A 16712-nucleotide genomic window follows, 5' to 3' on the forward strand; every position below is an offset into this window, starting at 1 on the left:
TCCGACGCTCTGTTGTCCTGCGCAGCCGTTCGTGTGGCCGTACAGGCTCCGGACAATAGAGCGGCCGTCCGGGGCGGGTGAGGGGATCGGCGGATTCGGTGGCCTCCGCGGGCGCGGATTAGCACCTTCGGGTGAAGTTAGCTTTCCTTGCCGGAAGCCGGGACGTCCGCGGGTGCGGCGGTGACGTCGTGATCGGGAACGGCCTGACCGGAGCGGATCAGGTCGATCCGGCCCATCACCTTGGACCGCAGGTCCGCCGGCACGTCATCGTGCCCGCAGCACCGCTTGACCAGCTTCTTGACCGCCTGCTCGAGTCCGTACTTCTCCAGGCAGGGAGAGCACTCCTCGAAGTGGTGCTCGAACTTGGTGCAGTCGCTGTCGGGCATCTCGTGGTCAAGGAACTCATAGAGATGGTCCAGGACCTCTGAGCAGTCCGTCTCGTGCGGCTCTCCGCAGCTCATGAGCCCGAGCCTTTCGCTTCGTTCGTCGACGACTCTCCGGCGCCCGCAGGAACCAGCCCACGGTCACGGGCGTAATCCTCGAGCATGCCGCGCAGTTGACGGCGGCCCCGGTGGAGACGGGACATCACCGTACCGATCGGTGTTCCCATGATGTCCGCGATCTCCTTGTACGCAAAGCCCTCGACATCGGCCAGATAGACGGCGATGCGGAACTCCTCGGGGATCGCCTGAAGGGCTGCCTTCACGTCCGAGTCCGGCAGGTGGTCGAGCGCCTGCGACTCGGCGGAGCGCAGACCGGTCGACATGTGCGACTCGGCGCGCGCCAGCTGCCAGTCCTCGATCTCGTCGGCCGCACTGCGCTGAGGCTCGCGCTGCTTCTTGCGGTACGAGTTGATGAAGGTGTTGGTGAGGATGCGGTACAGCCACGCCTTGAGGTTGGTGCCCTCGCGGAACTGGTGGAAGGACGCGTACGCCTTGGCATACGTCTCCTGCACCAGGTCCTCCGCGTCCGCCGGATTGCGGGTCATCCGCAGGGCGGCCGAATACATCTGGTCCAGGTATTCAAGGGCGTCGCGCTCAAAACGGGCATTGCGCTCGGCAGCCGACTCCTGTGCCGACTGCGTGTGGTCATCCGCGCGGCCCTCGTCGGTCCCAGTGACCGGACCCACCTCCTCCAGCGACGTACGGGATCCGAGACCGGATCCGTTCGAATCGGAGGATAGTCGAGTGGTCGGGGCGCCCGCCGCCCGAATAGGCGCCGTCTTCGCCGCGACCAGCACAGACCACTCGTCAGCGGCACTGACAGCGGCGCTGGGGCGATTCGGGCAGATCGTCGAACCCATGGGGCGGACTCCCTCTCACTGGCATGCTTGCGGACGTCGTCTGTTTGTTACCGATATCCACAACAGCCGTCCCGTACTCAGCATTCCCGGGCCTGGCGCGCCCCGGAGCTAGAGCTTCCGGACCCAGTCCGTGACCTCGCGGACGATCAGGTCGACGGCCTCGTCCTGCCCGATGTCCGCGCGCTTCGGTACGGCGAAGCCATGATCGCCGTACGGAATCTCAACCAGCTCGTACGCCCCTTCGGGGAACTCCGCGGGCTTGCCGAACGGGTCGTTGCCGCCCTGGACGACGAGCGTGGGCACCCCGGCGTCGACCGCGCCGAGCAGTTCGTCGGCGCGGGACTTCTCCGGCTTGCCCGGCGGGTGCAGCGGGAAGCTGAGGGCGAGCACGGCGTGGGCGCCGAGTCCCGTGGCGGTGCGGCAGGCGACGCGGGCCCCGGCGCTGCGGCCGCCGGAGATCACCGGGAGCCCCGGCCGCTCCAGAGCGGGCCAGAGGGCGCGCCATCCGGTGTCGAGCGTCTTCGGGGCGGGGGCCACCTTCTTTCCGGCCACCCGCCAGGGCTGCTCTACGCGGGCGACGGTCACGCCGTGCTGCGGCAGCTCGGCGGCGAGGGCCCGCAGGTCACGGGCCTCGATGCCGCCGCCCGCGCCGTGGCTGACGGCGAGCACGAGGCGGGGCCGGGCCGCCGGATGCCAGGTGATGCGGGCGTCACCGGCGGGGGTTTCTACGGTTTCGGTTTCCGTCTGGCTCTGTGTCTGGCTCACAGCCCCATCCTGCCGCCGCTACAGAAGAAGGTCCGCTCAGAACAACGTCCCCTCCTCCGGCCCCTCCAGCTCCTTCAGGAGCTCCGGGCCGTTGTTCTGTACGTTGCTCACCGCCGTCGACACCGGGTACGCCCGCATGAGCCCCTCCGGCGGCGGGGCGAGCAGCGGGCGCAGCTCTGCCACGTCCGTGCGCCGCGGGTCCAGCCACGCGTCCCAGCGGTCCGGCGTGAGCATCAACGGCATCCGCGGGTGGATGTCCGCGAGCGACTGCGGGCCCTCGGCCGGGGCCACCCCGAGCGGCCCGGTCTCCGCCTCCGTCGTGATCACGGAGCAGGTCACCCACCAGGACCGCGGGTGGTCGTCCGGCAGCGTCCGGTCCCGCCAGAACTCGAAGAGCCCGGCCATCGCGAAGACCGAGCCGTCGGCCGGGGTCACGAAGTACGGCTGCTTGCGCGGCCGCTTCTTCTTGCCCTCGACCTCCAGGTCCCGCTCGGCCACCCCGGTGACCCACTCGTAATAGCCGTCCGCGGGCAGGATGCACCGCCGGGTGGCGAAGGCCCTGCGGTAGGACGGCTTCTCGTGCACCGTCTCGGCGCGCGCGTTGATCATCCGGGCGCCGCCCTCGGGTGACTTCGCCCACGACGGCACCAGGCCCCAGGTGAGCTTCCGCAGCTGGCGAACCGGACGCGGGTCGTCGGCGTCTTTCAAGGCGCGGTCGAGTACCGCGTAGACCTCTTTGGTCGGGGCGACGTTGTAGTCGGGTTCCAGGGCCTCCTCGGGCTCCCACTTCTCGACCTCGAAGATTCCGGCGAGGTCCTCGGGCCTACGACTCGCTGCATACCGTCCGCACATACGTGTCACACTGCCAGGCCCACCCGTCACCCGACCACCACCCCTCTCAGGGAGTGCCTTCCGAGCATGCACACCACAGCAGCCACAGCCACGGCCGACCTCTGGGACCGCATCTTCGGCAGTCAGCCGGCCCCGGACCTGTGGCTGGTGATCGCCACGGCGGCGGCCGCCCTCGCCGCCGTGGTCCCGCGCGTCGTCTGGCGGCTCTCCCGGAACGCGATCACCATCGCCCACGAGGGCGGTCACGGCCTCATCGCCCTGCTCACCGGCCGCAAGCTCGAGGGCATCCGGCTGCACAGCGACACCTCGGGCCTCACCGTCAGCCGCGGCAAGCCCACCGGCCTCGGCATGATCCTGACCGCAGCGGCCGGATACACCGCGCCGCCACTGCTCGGCCTCGGCGGCGCCTGGCTGCTCGCCGCGCACCACATCACCCTGCTGCTCTGGGCGGCCACGGCGCTGCTCGTCGCGCTGCTCGTGATGATCCGCAACGCCTATGGCGCGGTCAGCGTCGTCCTCACCGGCGGCCTCTTCGTACTCGTCTCCTGGCTGGCCGAGCCGCACGTACAGGCGGTGTTCGCGTACGTCGTGGTCTGGTTCCTGCTGCTCGGCGGGGTACGCCCGGCCTTCGAGCTGCAGTCGAAGCGGCGCCGCTCGGGGGCACAGGATTCGGACGCGGACCAGCTCTCCCAGCTCACCCATGTCCCGGCGGGCCTGTGGCTGTTCTTCTTCCACGCGGTGTCGCTGTGTTCCCTGATAGGCGGCGGCCGTTGGCTGCTCGGCCTCTGACCGGCCGCCTACCGTCAGGACCGGCCCCGCAACCAGCCATTAAAGTGTGGGCATGACCGAGAACCCCGCGCACACCGCCCTCTGGCCCGCCCCGCACGCGAGCGGAGCCGTCGACGCGACGGTCCATGTGCCCGGTTCGAAATCGGTCACCAACCGCGCCCTCGTGCTGGCCGCCCTCGCCGCCGAGCCCGGCTGGCTCCGCCGCCCGCTGCGCTCCCGCGACACCTTGCTCATGGCCGCCGCCCTGCGCTCCCTCGGCGTCGACATCGAGGAGGGCGTGGGCCCCGACGGCACCGGCGAGGCCTGGCGCGTCATCCCGTCCGGGCTGCACGGCCCGGCCACGGTCGACGTCGGCAACGCGGGCACGGTGATGCGCTTCCTGCCGCCGGTCGCCGCGCTCGCCGACGGCTCCGTACGGTTCGACGGCGACCCCAGGTCGTACGAGCGCCCGCTGCACGGCGTGATCGACGCACTGCGCACCCTCGGCGCCCGCATCGACGACGACGGCCGCGGCGCACTGCCGATGACGGTGCACGGCGGCGGCGCCCTGGAGGGCGGCCTGGTCGAGATCGACGCCTCCTCGTCCTCGCAGTTCGTGAGCGCGCTGCTGCTCTCCGGGCCGCGCTTCAACCAGGGCGTGGAGGTACGCCATGTCGGCGGCAGCCTGCCGTCCATGGCCCACATCCGGATGACCGTCGACATGCTGCGCGCGGTCGGCGCCCAGGTCGACGAGCCCGAGACCGGCGGCGAGCCGGACGTCTGGCGGGTCACGCCGGGCGCGCTGCTCGGCCGGGACCTGACGATCGAGCCGGACCTGTCCAACGCCCAGCCGTTCCTGGCCGCGGCCCTGGTCACCGGTGGCCGGGTCACGATCCCGGACTGGCCGGCGCACACCACCCAGCCCGGTGACCGGCTGCGCGAGATCTTCACCGAGATGGGCGGTTCCTGCGAGCTGACCGAGCAGGGCCTCACCTTCACCGGCTCGGGCCGCATCCACGGCATCGACGTGGACCTCGGCGAGGTCGGCGAGCTCACCCCGGTGATCGCCGCGGTCGCCGCGCTCGCCGACGGCCCGTCGACCCTGCGGGGCGTCGCCCACCTGCGCATGCACGAAACGGACCGTCTCGCCGCGCTCACCAAGGAGATCAACGAGCTCGGCGGCGACGTCACCGAGACCGCCGACGGCCTCACGATCCGCCCGCGCCGCCTGCACGGCGGGATCTTCCACACGTACGACGACCACCGGATGGCCACGGCCGGTTCGGTGATCGGCCTCGCCGTGGAAGGCGTCCAGATCGAGAACGTCGCCACGACCGCCAAGACCCTGCCGGACTTCCCCGACCTGTGGACCGCGATGCTGGGCAGCGGCGACCGTGCCGGGCAGGACCAGCGAGGACAGCAGGGACGGCAGGGGTAGGGCGACCGCCATGCGCCGCTACGGCAAGAATCCCGACGAGGACGACATCCGGGTCCGCCCCAACCCCAAGGGCAACCGGCCCCGCACCAACATCCGCCCCAAGCACGAGCAGGCCGCGGAGGGCATGGTCCTCACCGTCGACCGCGGCCGCCTCACCTGCCTCGTCGACGACCGGGTCATCATGGCGATGAAGGCCCGCGAACTGGGCCGCAAGGCCGCCGTGGTGGGCGACAAAGTGGCCATCGTCGGGGACCTGACCGGCAAGAAGGACACCCTGGCGCGGATCGTCCGGATCGAGAAGCGCTCGTCCGTGCTGCGGCGCACGGCCGATGACGACGACCCGTACGAGCGGGTGGTCGTCGCCAACGCCGACCAGCTGGCCATCGTCACCGCCCTCGCCGACCCCGAGCCGCGCCCGCGCCTGATCGACCGCTGCCTGGTCGCGGCGTACGACGCGGGCCTCGAGCCGCTGCTCGTCCTGACCAAGTCGGACCTGGCCCCGCCGGACAAGCTCCTCGAGGCGTACGGCGCGCTGGACTTCCCGTACGTCGTCACGAGCCGCGACGAGCTGGAGGACGGCACGGCCGCCGAGCGGGTGCGCGAGCTGCTCGACGGCCATGTCACCGCGTTCGTCGGCCACTCCGGGGTGGGCAAGACGACCCTGGTCAACGCCCTGGTCCCGCAGGACCGTCGACGTACGACCGGGGAGGTCAACATCGTCACGGGCCGCGGTCGGCACACCACCACGTCGGCCCTCGCGCTCCCCCTGACCGGCGCCGAGGGCTGGGTGATCGACACCCCGGGCGTACGCTCCTTCGGCCTGCACCACGTCGACCCGTCACGGGTCATCCACGCCTTCCCCGACCTCGAGCCGGGCACCGTGAACTGCCCACGCGCCTGCAGCCACGACGAGAAGGACTGCGCCCTGGACGCCTGGGTGGCCGAGGGCCATGCCGACCCGGCCCGGCTGTACTCGCTGCGCCGGCTGCTCGCCACGCGGGAGCGGCGCGAGGGCGACTGATATGGCCGGTGTTCACCCCGTTTTCCGGTAGCTGACTGCATAATCACAGCCAGCCGGAAGGCCGGGCCGGAGGACAGCAGGGCGGTCACCTAGGGCCTGGAGCGGTCGTCGGAGCGCGGGAGGCACACAACCATGGCGTGGCTGCTGATCATCGTCGCCGGACTCCTGGAGACCGGGTTCGCGGTCTCCCTCAAGTTCTCACACGGGTTCACCCGGCTCTGGCCCACGGTCTCCTTCTGCGTCTTCGCCCTCGGCAGTTTCGGCCTGCTGACCCTGGCCCTCAAGCGCCTCGAGGTGGGCCCGGCGTACGCGGTGTGGACGGGTATCGGCGCGGCGGGCACGGCGATCTACGGGATGGTCTTCCTCGGCGACATGGTCTCCACCCTGAAGCTGGTCTCCATCTCGCTGGTCATCGTGGGCGTCATCGGCCTGCAGCTGTCGGGCGCGGCGCACTGACCGGGCTCAGCGGGACTGGCTGAAAGAGCTCAACAGCCGCCGCACCCCGCCCTCCCCTGGTTCCGCGCAGACGCACGACAGCGCGAGCCGGAGCCCCACCTCGCAGGCGAGCCCCAGCGCCGCCACCTCCCCCGGCGGCGCTCCGGCCGGACCGAGCAGCGCCACCGCCCGGTCCCGGACGAGGGCGACGAGTTCGCCCGGGGACGGCAGCGGCCCGTCCGCCCGGCGCTGCGCCGGTACCAGCGACGTCGACGCCACCCCGGCGAGCGGCGGCATCGGTAACCGCTCGCTCCAGCACCCGGTGAGCAGCGCCCGCGCGAGCGCGTTCCCGCGAGCGTGCGCCACGGTCCACTCCGCGACGGCCGTGAGCCCGCCCGCCGCGAGCGCCCGGTCGACCCCGGCGAGATACGTATCGGTCTCCCGGCGCAGCAGCGACCGGGCAAGGCCGTCCTTGCTGCCGAACTCGTTGTAGAGGGTCTGCCGGGACACCCCGGCGGCCGCGGCGACGTCCACCATGCGCACCGCGGACCAGGGCCGGCGCCGCAGGGACGCGTAGGCCGCGTTCAATAAGGATTCCCGCGCTGCGGGCATCGTCGCCTCCCCGGCCGAGGGACTGATCGTGGGGGTCTTCGGGCCGTTCTTCGGGCGGTTCATGCGCAGCCTTGACTCGCTGGTACGCACTGTCAAGGGCCGTGGTCCGGGGTCAGGGCCCTGTGGTCCGGGGTCGGCGCGGTCGATACTGTTCGGTCATGCCCGACTATCACGATGACCTGCGCCTGGCCCACGTGCTGGCCGACGCCGCCGACCGCGCGACCATGGACCGGTTCCGGGCGCTCGACCTCAAGGTCGAGACCAAACCGGACATGACCCCGGTCAGCGAGGCCGACAAGGGTGCCGAGGAACTGATCCGCGGCCAGTTGCAGCGCGCCCGGCCGCGGGACGCGATCCTGGGCGAGGAGTACGGCATCGAGGGCACGGGCCCGCGGCGCTGGATCATCGACCCGATCGACGGCACCAAGAACTACGTGCGCGGGGTACCCGTCTGGGCGACCCTGATCTCCCTCATGGAGGCGGGCTCCGACGGGAACACGGGCTACCAGCCCGTCGTCGGCGTCGTCTCGGCGCCCGCGCTCGGCCGCCGCTGGTGGGCCGCGAAGGGCTCCGGCGCCTACACCGGGCGCAGCCTCTCCGCCGCGACCCGGCTACAGGTCTCCGCGGTCTCCCGGATCTCCGACGCCTCGTTCGCGTACTCCTCGCTGAGCGGCTGGGAGGAGCAGGGGCGGCTCGACGGCTTTCTCGACCTCACGCGCGCGTGCTGGCGCACCCGCGGATACGGCGACTTCTGGCCGTACATGATGGTCGCCGAGGGCTCGGTCGACATCTGCGCCGAGCCGGAGCTCTCGCTCTGGGACATGGCCGCGAACGCCATCATCGTGACGGAGGCGGGCGGCAGCTTCACCGGTCTCGACGGCACCCCGGGCCCGCACAGCGGCAACGCCGCGGCGTCCAACGGCCTGCTCCACGACGAGCTGCTCGGCTACCTGAACCAGCGCTACTGAAGGAGGGACGTCTTCCCGTCCCTCCTTCAGCGCAACTTCAGTACGGACAACTTCCCGACGTCATTACGGACGACTTCCCGACACGACGGCCCCGCCCTCTTGTTGGCGCCCCGCGGCGCTGCCACTCTGAGAGTCCGCCCACTTGTGAACTTGTGAATCGGTTCTCTTTGAAAACCGGATCACCTAGGAGGTGGCTCCAGCCCATGCTCGTCCGCGACGCCATGAGCACCATGGTCCTGACCATCGGCCCCGACCACACCCTCCGCCAGGCCGCCCGACTGATGTCCGCCCGCCACGTGGGCGCGGCCGTCGTGCTCGACCCCGACGACAGCGGACTCGGCATTCTGACCGAGCGCGACATCCTCAACTCCGTGGGCGCGGGCCAGGATCCGGACCAGGAGCGCGCGGGGAGTCACACCACGACCGACGTCGTCTACGCCGCCCCGTCCTGGACCCTGGAGGACGCCGCGGAGGCCATGACCCACGGCGGCTTCCGGCATCTGATCGTGCTCGACGACCAGGGCCCGGTCGGCGTGGTCTCGGTCCGCGACATCATCCGCTGCTGGGCCCCGACCCGCCGGCACGCGGCGACCGCCTGACCCCTCACATCCGGAGGGCCGGACCCCCAACGGGAGTCCGGCCCTCCGGTCCACGGCAAGCAGCCCCTCAGCCGCGCAGGGCCTGGACCGCGGCTTCCAGGCGCTTACCGAAGTCACCGTCCGCCTGACGGAAGTTGTTGATCGCACGCTCGGCGATGTCGTCACGGGAGACGCCCGCGATGTTCCCCGCCAGGTTGTCGATCAGACGCTGCTTCTCGTCCTCGGACATCAGCCGGTACAGGTTGCCCGCCTGCACGAAGTCGTCGTCCTCCGCGTGCACGGGAGCGGCGTGATTGCCGGTGCCCGCCGAGAAGTCGGGGGTCGGCTGCCACAGCGGCCGGTCCGTCTGGAACGGGCCGCCGAAGGAGTTCGGCTCGTAATTCTTCGCGCGGCCGTGGCGGCCGTCGTACATGACGCCGTCCCGGCCGTGGCTGCGCGCCTCGGTGGCGTGCGGCCGGTTCACCGGCAGGTGGTCGGCGTTGATGCCGACCCGGTAGCGGTGCGCGTCGCCGTACGCGAAGAGCCGCCCCTGGAGCATCTTGTCGGGCGACGGGCCGATGCCCGGCACGAAGTGGTGCGGGCTGAAGATGCTCTGCTCGACCTCGGCGAAGATGTTCTCCGGGTTGCGGTTGAGCTCCAGCTTGCCGATCTCGATCGGCGGGTAGTCCTCGTGCGGCCACACCTTGGTGAGGTCGAACGGGTTGAAGCGGTACGTCGCCGCCTCGGCCGCCGGCATGATCTGCACCTGCACGGTCCAGGTCGGGAACTCGCCGCGCTCGATCGACTCGCGCAGATCGCGCTGGTGCGAGTCGGGGTCCTTGCCCGCGAGGATCTCGGCCTCCTCGGCGGTCAGGTTCTTGATCCCCTGGTCGGTCTTGAAGTGGTACTTGACCCAGAAGACCTCGCCGGCCTCGTTGTTCCACTGGAACGTGTGGGAGCCGTACCCGTTCATGTGCCGGTACGAGGCGGGGATGCCCCGGTCACCGAAGAGCCAGGTCACCTGGTGCGTGGACTCGGGCGACAGGCCCCAGAAGTCCCATACGTTGTCGGCCTCCTGGGAGCCCGTGTACGGGTCGCGCTTCTGCGTGTGGATGAAGTCCGGGAACTTGATGGCGTCCTTGATGAAGAAGATCGGCGTGTTGTTCCCGACGAGGTCGTAATTGCCCTCCTCGGTGTAGAACTTCAGCGCCCAGCCGCGCGGGTCCCGCACCGCGTCCGCCGCACCCAGGTTCCCGGCCACGGTCGAGAAGCGCAGGAAGACCTCGGTCTCCTTGCCGATCTCGGAGAGGAACTTGGCCCGGGTGTACTTGGTCACGTCCGCGGTGACCGTGAACTTTCCGTACGCACCGGCGCCGCGCGCGTGCACGATGCGCTCCGGGATGCGCTCACGGTTGAAGTGGGCCAGCTTCTCCAGAAGCAGCTGGTCCTGGATGAGCATCGGGCCACCGACGCCCGCCGTCTCGCTGTTCTGGTTGTCGGCGACCGGAGCACCGGCCTCCGTGGTCAGCGGTCCCTGCGTCACGTGCGCCTCCTGCGTCAAACGAGTCCTGTCCCAGGCCGGGTCGATCGACACGGCCTAGCGCCGTACCCGATCCTACAATGGACAATGTCTAAGTCAAGCAAGCATCCAGGCCAAGGGCATATCCAGACCGAGGAAACATCCAGAGTCACACCCGTTCGGGACTTAGTTCCCTTGACTGTTAAGGTGGTCCTCATGAGTGACCTGTTGGAACGACTGCGCGGACGCGGCTGGCGCATGACCGCCCAGCGGCGTGTCGTGGCCGAGGTCCTCGACGGGGACCACGTTCATCTGACGGCCGACGAGGTGCATGCGCGTGCCTCCGAGCGGCTGCCCGAGATCTCCCGGGCCACCGTCTACAACACCCTGGGCGAGCTGGTCTCGCTCGGTGAGGTGCTCGAGGTCGCCACGGACCGCCGGGCCAAGCGGTACGACCCGAACGCGCACCGCCCGCACCACCACCTGGTCTGCGCCCAGTGCGGCGCCATCCGTGACGTGCACCCGGCCGGCGACCCGCTCGCCGACCTCCCGGCCGATGAGCGCTTCGGCTTCACGGTCTCGGACGTCGAGGTGACGTACCGCGGCGTCTGCCCCAACTGCGCATCGAGCTGACGCCCGGCGTCGCCCAGAGATCTGCTTCCAGGCCCCCGGAACGCCCCTGAGCGGCCCCGGGGGCTTTGCGTTTCCCGTCGAACCGCCCCGTACCGCACCCCCGGATACGCCGAAGGCCCGGATCCATGGGATCCGGGCCTTCGGTTTCAGTAGCGGGGACAGGATTTGAACCTGCGACCTCTGGGTTATGAGCCCAGCGAGCTACCGAGCTGCTCCACCCCGCGTCGGTGAACACAACAGTACGCGAGGCACTCGACCAGAGCAAATCCAAACCAAGACGCCCTACGGTCGGCGGCTGCGCTACGCCGTCAGCTCCTGCTGCAGCGCCTCGTGCAGCCGCCCGGCCCGCTCGGCCACCTCCGCCGGGCCGAGCCGCACCGCCCGGTCGCACCAGTGCTGGGCCTCGGCGAGCTCGCCCCGACGCGCGTAGAGCAGGGCCAGGCGGAGCGCCGCGCGGCCGTGCCCCGCGTCGGCGGCGCGGGTCCACCACAGCAGCGCCTCCGGCTCGCTGCCCTCGCGGGCGAGGAGCAGGCCGAGGTTGAAGGCGCCACCGAGGCTGCCCGCCTCCGCGGCCTCGCGGTACCAGCGGGCGGCCTCGACCACGTCCCCGCGCGCGGCCGCGAGCATGCCGACGCGGACCTGGGCGCGGCGGTGCCCCTGCGCGGCGGCCCGCTCGTACCACTCCTCGCACTCGGTCTTCTCGGTGGCGGCCGCGCCGAGCACGGTGCCCGCGGGCGCCCGCCGGTCGCTGCGGTCGAGCAGGCCGCCCAGGCGGTACGCCGCCTCGGGGCTGCCGCCGCCCGCCGCGCACCGCAGATGGCGCTCGGCGGCGTGCGCGTCCCCGTCACGGAGCTTGGCGATGCCGACCTGGAGGGCGGCCTCGGTGTGACCGGCCGTGGCGGCCCGCTCGTACCACTGCAGCGCGGTGGCCTCGTCGCCGCGGCCCGCGTGCAGGATGCCGAGGTTGAACGCGGCGTCCACGCTGCCCGCCTCGGCGGCCTTGGAGAACCAGGGCTCCGCGCCCGCGGTGTCGCCGACCTGCAGCAGCAGCACGGCGAGCGCGTTGGCGGCCTCGCGGTGACCGGCGTAGGCGGCGCGGCGGTACCACTGCTCGGCCTGGGTGGTGCGGTTCTGACCGGCGCAGAGCAGGCCGAGGTTGTACGCGCCGTTCACGTCCCCGGCGTCCATGGCCGCGCGGTACCAGCGCTCCGCGGTCTGCGGCTCGCCGCGCTCGGCGTGCAGCGCGCCCAGGGCGTTGGCCGCGTTGCCGTCGCCGTCCTTGGCGGCCTTGAGCCACCACACGGCGGCGTTCTCCTCGTCACCGGCGTCGCGCAGCAGGAAGCCGAGGGCGCAGGCGGCCCGCGGCTCGCCGTCCTTGGCGGAGGTCAGGTACCAGCGGCCCGCCTCCTTCAGCTCGCCACGCTGCTCCAGGATCGCGCCGAGGTGCAGGGCGGCCCGGCGGTGACCACGGGCGGCGGCCTGCCGGTACCACTGCTCGATCTCCTCGGCGAGGGTCAGGCGCGGTGCGGTGTCCTGGGCGGGGCCCCGGTTCGCGTCCGCGGCACCGCTCTCCCCGGTCCGGCTCCGCTCCCCGGTGATCTCCTCGCCCTCGCGAGCCGCCGTCCGCTCCGCCGCCGCGAGCTTCTCCGCCTCGGCGAGCCCTATCACCACGGAGGCCGAGCGCAGCAGCTCCGCGCCGAAGACCACCGAGTCCACGCCGGTCAACGGCCCGCCGGTGTTCCCGGCGGTGAGTCGCTCCAGGGCGCTGCGGCGTGCGGCGGACGGCCCGGTGGTCGGGGCGGTGTCCCGGTCGGCGGTGCCCGTGGCGGGGCGCGCGTCCGGTGTCGTATCGCAGCCCGCGCGCAGTTCCCGGGCGGCGCGGCGCTCCAGGGCGCGGGCAAGCCGGTAGGCGGCCTCGCGGTGGCCGCGCTCGGCGGCGGCGCGCATCCAGTGCTCCGCGCCCACGTCGCTGCGGTGCTCCAGGAGGTCGGCGAGCGCGTAGGCGCCGAGGACGTGGCCCTGCTCGGCGGACTGGCGCAGCCAGTACTCGGCGGCCGGCTCGTCGCCGCGCTCGCGGTGGTGCCGTCCGAGCGCGTGCGCGGCGGCGGCCGAGCCCGCGACGGCGGCGATCCGCCACCAGCCCGCGGCCTCGTCGGCGTAGCCGCGCTGGTGCAGAAGGACTCCGAGGTTGTTGGCGGCGGCCCGGTCGCCCTCGGCGGTGGCCGTGCGCAAGTGAGGCTCGGCGCCGTCGAGGTCACCGCGGCGCAGGAGCAGGGCCCCCAGGATGCTCATCGCCGCGACGTCGCCGTTTTCGGCGGCGGTTCGGTGGCGTACTTCCTCCGCGACCGCACCGGGATCCTCCCGGTCGGCCGACTGCATAAGTCGCCCTGTCTCCAACAGAGTTGCCTTATCCCCCATACCGTCCATCGTCGCACCACCTGCAACCCGGGTACACCTGGTATACCGCAGCCAGTGAGGTCACTTCAGCGTTTTGTCGACATGCCCACAGAGAGATAAGTCAAACACAGATCCTTCAACTCCCCCCGCACGGCACACGGGTCACCCGGGTGAGGGTTGTCTCATTGATCAACTCGCCGGTGCGGGGCGGCCGTTGGCGATCATGTCGCCGGTCGCGCCGGACGGCCGGGCTCCGCCCCCACGGCAAGCATGCGGAAGGCCCGGATCCTGAGTCGGATCCGGGCCTTCGGCCTTGAGTAGCGGGGACAGGATTTGAACCTGCGACCTCTGGGTTATGAGCCCAGCGAGCTACCGAGCTGCTCCACCCCGCGCCGTTGTGCGGCAACCGTACCACGGCGCGGGGTGGGGGAATTCCGCTGCCCCGGCGGCTCAGCCGGTCTCGCCGCCGCCTTCCTCCTTACGGGCCTTGGACTCGGCGTCGGCCGCGCGCTGCAGCGCGTCCTGCAGCTCCTTCTGGGCCTTGCCGTACGCCTCCCAGTCCTGCTCCTTGAGGGCTTCCTCGCCGCGGTCCATGGCGGCCTGGGCGTCGTCCAGCGCCTCCTTGACCGTCGGGTCGCTGGACGGCGGCGGCTGGGTGGTGTCGTCGCCCTCCGGCGGCGGCTCCTGCCCGGTCTCCTCGCCCTCGGCCCCGAAGACCGCGTCGAACGCCTCGGTCAGGCTGTTCTTGAAGACGGTGTCGCGGTTGTACTGGACGCCGACCTTCTTCAGGAGCGGATAGTTGGCGTTACCGCCCTTGACGTACACCGGCTCCACATAGAGGAAGCCGTCGTTCATCGGCACCGTCAGGAGGTTTCCGTAGACGATGTCGGAGTCGGTGCCTCTCAGGTTCCGTACGAACTCGGCGACTTCGGGATCGCCGTTGAGCTCACTCTGCACCTGCTGCGGGCCCGGCACGTCGTCGGACTCCACGTTCAGCACTCTGATCGTGCCGTAGTCGTCGCTCATCGCATCGGCGTCGACCGCCATGTACGCCCCGAGGTTGGGGCGGCCGTTGGGCGTGAACGTCGTCGTCAGCGAGAAGCGCTGCTCGTTCTGGCCCGGCATCTTCAGGCTCTGGTAGTACGGCGGAACCGCGTTCTTCTCCTTGGTGGTCGGGTCGTCCGGCACCTGCCAGACGTCCGAACCGCTGTAGAACTGCGAGGGGCTCTTGACGTGGTAGCGGGTCATGAGCTCGCGCTGGACCTTGAACAGGTCCTGCGGGTACCGCATGTGCTCGCGCAGATCCTGCGAGATCTCGCTCTTCTTCTTGACCGTGCCCGGGAACGCGTTCATCCAGGTCTTGAGGACCGGGTCCTTGTCGTCCCACTGGTAGAGGTTGACCGTGCCGTCGTACGCGTCGACGGTCGCCTTCACCGAGTTGCGGATGTAGTTGACCTGGTTCTCCTGGGCCACCACGGCCCGCTGCCGGTTGGTCGCGGTCTGCGCGTCGGCCGTGGTCTCACCGAGCGTGGTGCGCGAGGCGTACGGATAGCCGTTGCTCGTGGTGTACGCGTCGACGATCCACTTGATCTTGCCGTCTACCACGGCCGGGTAGGCGTCGCCGTCGATGGTGAGCCAGGGCGCCACCGCCTCGACGCGCTCCTTGGGCGTGCGGTTGTAGAGAATGCGCGAACCCTCGCCGATCGCGCCCGAGTACAGGATCTGCGGCTCGCTCATCGCGACCGCGTACGCGGCCCGGTTGATCGGGTTGGCGAGGTTGACGCCGCTGTCGCCCTTGTAGCTCGTGGTCCGCTCGCCGTCGGACTCGTAGTCGAGTTCCTTCTGCGGGCCGCCCACGATGGAGTACTGCTGGGTCCGCTCGCCGTAGTAGATCTCCTGGCGGTACTTGGGGAGTTGACCCTTGGTCGGCAGGCCGGACTCGGTGAAGGCCGGGGAGCCCGCCGGGTCGGCGTTCGGGTCCGTGCTGGTGCCCTTGGCCGTGATCGCGCCGTACCCGTGGGTGTAGGTGAAGTGGTCGTTGATCCAGTTCCGCTTCGGGATGCCGTCGAGGTCGAGCTCGCGCAGACCGATGACGGTGTCCTGATCCTTGCCGTCCTTGTCCTTGTAGCGGTCGACGTCGAGGCTGCTCGGGAACTGGTAGTACTTCCGCTGGCGCTGCAGCTGGTCGAACGTCGGCCCGACCACATTCGGGTCGATCAGGCGGTAACTCGCCTGCCCGTCGGCCTCCTTGCGCTGCTGCTCCTTGCCGGCGGCGTCATCCGGGGCCTTGCCCCTGCCCGAGTACTCGGTGATCTTCGCGTCGTCGATGCCGTACGCCTGGCGGGTCGCCTCGATGTTCTTCGCGATGTACGAGGCTTCCTTCTGCTGCTCGTTCGGCTCGACCTGGAACTTCTGCACGATGGCCGGGTAGAGGCCGCCGATCAGGATCGCCGAGAGCACCATCAGGCCGAAGCCGATGACCGGCAGCTGCCAGGTGCGCCGCCACAGCGTCGCGAAGAACAGCACCGCGCAGATCGCCGCGATGCAGAACAGGATCGTCTTGGCGGGCAGATACGCGTTGGCGTCCACGTACCGCAGGCCGGTCCAGTTCCCCGCGGCCTTGAACTCGCTGGACTTCACCGCCAGGCCGTACCGGTCGAGCCAGTACGCCACCGCCTTGAGGGTGACGAAAATGCCGAGCAGCACCGAGAGATGCCCGGTGGCCGCGCCCGTGGCCCGCGCCCCGGGGCTGGTGACCCGCAGCCCGCCGTACAGATAGTGCGTCAGCGCCGCCGCGATCAGGCCGAGCACCGCGGCCGCGAAGCCGAAGCCGAGCAGGAAGCGGAACCAGGGCAGATCGAAGGCGTAGAAGGAGACGTCGAGACCGAACTGGGGGTCCTTCTGGTTGAACGACTCGCCGTTCACCCACATCAGCCAGGTACGCCACTGGCCCGCGGCGGACGCGCCCGCGATCAGACCGACGAGAGCGGTGATCGCAAGCAGGATCCACTTCTTGTACGGAGCGATGCTCATCCGGTACCGGTCGAGGCTCTGCTGCTCCATCGACATGGCGCTCAGCGGCGGCCGCAGCCGGTGCGCCAGCCAGATGTTCACGCCGATCGCCGCCGCCATCAGCAGGCCGAAGACGACGAACAGGCCGATCTTGCTCCACAGGGTCGTGGTGAAGACCGACGAGTACTTGACCGACCGGTACCACAGCCAGTCGGTCCAGAACCCCGCGAACATGACGAAGAGCATGGCCAGAACGGCCAGCACTCCCAGTGTCATGAGCAGAGTCCGCACCCGCCGGGAGGGACGGCCCACTCTGATCCGTGGCCCGGATGGGCCTCCGCCGCGGTCCGGCATCTGGAAAGCCAAGGTGCGCACCTCGAAATTCGCTGTTGGTCGCTGCTGTTGAGCCGC

15 protein-coding genes and 2 tRNA genes are annotated in these 16712 nt (G+C 70.5%); 7 read left to right on the top strand and 10 right to left on the bottom strand.

All coding sequences use genetic code 11. The features are described 5' to 3' along the window. Positions 1–137 precede the first annotated feature (137 nt). From rsrA to ACWD10_RS10770, 4 genes are all read right to left on the bottom strand, one after another. Positions 138–461: a mycothiol system anti-sigma-R factor gene (gene rsrA, locus ACWD10_RS10755; RefSeq protein ID WP_451089208.1), complete on the bottom strand. Its 324-nt coding sequence runs from the start codon at positions 459–461 to the stop codon at positions 138–140. After that, positions 458–1129 carry a sigma-70 family RNA polymerase sigma factor gene (locus ACWD10_RS10760; protein ID WP_451089210.1) on the bottom strand — a complete coding sequence of 224 codons (672 nt, stop codon included), beginning with the start codon at positions 1127–1129 and terminating at the stop codon, positions 458–460. The genes rsrA and ACWD10_RS10760 overlap by 4 nt, the downstream gene beginning before the upstream one ends. A 282-nt stretch (positions 1130–1411) precedes the next feature. After that, a complete protein-coding gene (locus tag ACWD10_RS10765; RefSeq protein ID WP_451089212.1) occupies positions 1412–2068 on the bottom strand; it encodes an alpha/beta hydrolase family protein in 657 nt (218 codons plus the stop codon). 36 nt (positions 2069–2104) lie between these two features. Beyond that, positions 2105–2920 (bottom strand): SOS response-associated peptidase, encoded by an 816-nt coding sequence (locus ACWD10_RS10770; protein ID WP_451089214.1) that lies wholly within the window; start codon positions 2918–2920, stop codon positions 2105–2107. Positions 2921–2986: 66 nt separating this feature from the next. Here ACWD10_RS10770 and ACWD10_RS10775 point away from each other — a divergent pair, with 66 nt between their 5' ends. The 4 genes from ACWD10_RS10775 to ACWD10_RS10790 all read left to right on the top strand — a co-directional run bounded on the left by ACWD10_RS10775 (position 2987) and on the right by ACWD10_RS10790 (position 6603). After that, positions 2987–3709 carry a M50 family metallopeptidase gene (locus tag ACWD10_RS10775; RefSeq protein WP_451089216.1) on the top strand — a complete coding sequence of 241 codons (723 nt, stop codon included), beginning with the start codon at positions 2987–2989 and terminating at the stop codon, positions 3707–3709. Positions 3710–3761: 52 nt separating this feature from the next. Next, positions 3762–5126, top strand: coding sequence for a 3-phosphoshikimate 1-carboxyvinyltransferase (aroA, locus tag ACWD10_RS10780; RefSeq protein ID WP_451089218.1), 1365 nt, complete (start codon positions 3762–3764; stop codon positions 5124–5126). Positions 5127–5136: 10 nt separating this feature from the next. Then, positions 5137–6147 carry a ribosome small subunit-dependent GTPase A gene (gene rsgA / locus ACWD10_RS10785; RefSeq protein WP_451089220.1) on the top strand — a complete coding sequence of 337 codons (1011 nt, stop codon included), beginning with the start codon at positions 5137–5139 and terminating at the stop codon, positions 6145–6147. A gap of 132 nt (positions 6148–6279) precedes the next feature. Further along, complete coding sequence (locus tag ACWD10_RS10790) at positions 6280–6603, top strand: DMT family transporter (RefSeq protein WP_451089222.1); 324 nt, start codon at positions 6280–6282, stop codon at positions 6601–6603. Between the two features lie 6 nt (positions 6604–6609). Here ACWD10_RS10790 and ACWD10_RS10795 read toward each other — a convergent pair whose 3' ends face one another. Then, the gene (locus ACWD10_RS10795) at positions 6610–7194 is read right to left on the bottom strand and encodes a TetR/AcrR family transcriptional regulator (protein ID WP_451089283.1); all 585 of its coding nucleotides are present in this window, start codon (positions 7192–7194) and stop codon (positions 6610–6612) included. A gap of 158 nt (positions 7195–7352) precedes the next feature. Here ACWD10_RS10795 and hisN point away from each other — a divergent pair, with 158 nt between their 5' ends. Then, positions 7353–8162 carry a histidinol-phosphatase gene (gene hisN / locus ACWD10_RS10800; RefSeq protein WP_451089224.1) on the top strand — a complete coding sequence of 270 codons (810 nt, stop codon included), beginning with the start codon at positions 7353–7355 and terminating at the stop codon, positions 8160–8162. A gap of 203 nt (positions 8163–8365) precedes the next feature. Then, positions 8366–8761, top strand: coding sequence for a CBS domain-containing protein (locus ACWD10_RS10805; protein WP_451089226.1), 396 nt, complete (start codon positions 8366–8368; stop codon positions 8759–8761). A gap of 67 nt (positions 8762–8828) precedes the next feature. Here the strand turns inward: ACWD10_RS10805 and ACWD10_RS10810 are convergent, their stop codons facing one another. Next, positions 8829–10301 carry a catalase gene (locus ACWD10_RS10810; RefSeq protein WP_451089228.1) on the bottom strand — a complete coding sequence of 491 codons (1473 nt, stop codon included), beginning with the start codon at positions 10299–10301 and terminating at the stop codon, positions 8829–8831. A gap of 174 nt (positions 10302–10475) precedes the next feature. Here ACWD10_RS10810 and ACWD10_RS10815 point away from each other — a divergent pair, with 174 nt between their 5' ends. After that, positions 10476–10892, top strand: a complete 417-nt coding sequence (locus ACWD10_RS10815) for a Fur family transcriptional regulator (RefSeq protein WP_451089230.1) — start codon at positions 10476–10478, stop codon at positions 10890–10892. A 150-nt stretch (positions 10893–11042) separates the two neighbouring features. On the opposite strand, the gene ACWD10_RS10820 is transcribed toward ACWD10_RS10815, so the two are convergent. The 4 genes from ACWD10_RS10820 to ACWD10_RS10835 form a co-directional block, all read right to left on the bottom strand. Next, positions 11043–11116, bottom strand: a tRNA-Met gene (locus ACWD10_RS10820). 76 nt (positions 11117–11192) lie between these two features. Then, positions 11193–13271, bottom strand: a complete 2079-nt coding sequence (locus tag ACWD10_RS10825; protein WP_451089232.1) for a tetratricopeptide repeat protein — start codon at positions 13269–13271, stop codon at positions 11193–11195. 336 nt (positions 13272–13607) lie between these two features. After that, positions 13608–13681 (bottom strand) — tRNA-Met (locus ACWD10_RS10830). A gap of 58 nt (positions 13682–13739) precedes the next feature. Beyond that, the gene (locus ACWD10_RS10835) at positions 13740–16655 is read right to left on the bottom strand and encodes a UPF0182 family membrane protein (RefSeq protein ID WP_451089285.1); all 2916 of its coding nucleotides are present in this window, start codon (positions 16653–16655) and stop codon (positions 13740–13742) included. Positions 16656–16712 lie beyond the last annotated feature (57 nt).

The sequence above is a fragment of the Streptomyces sp. NPDC002851 genome (assembly GCF_053591935.1).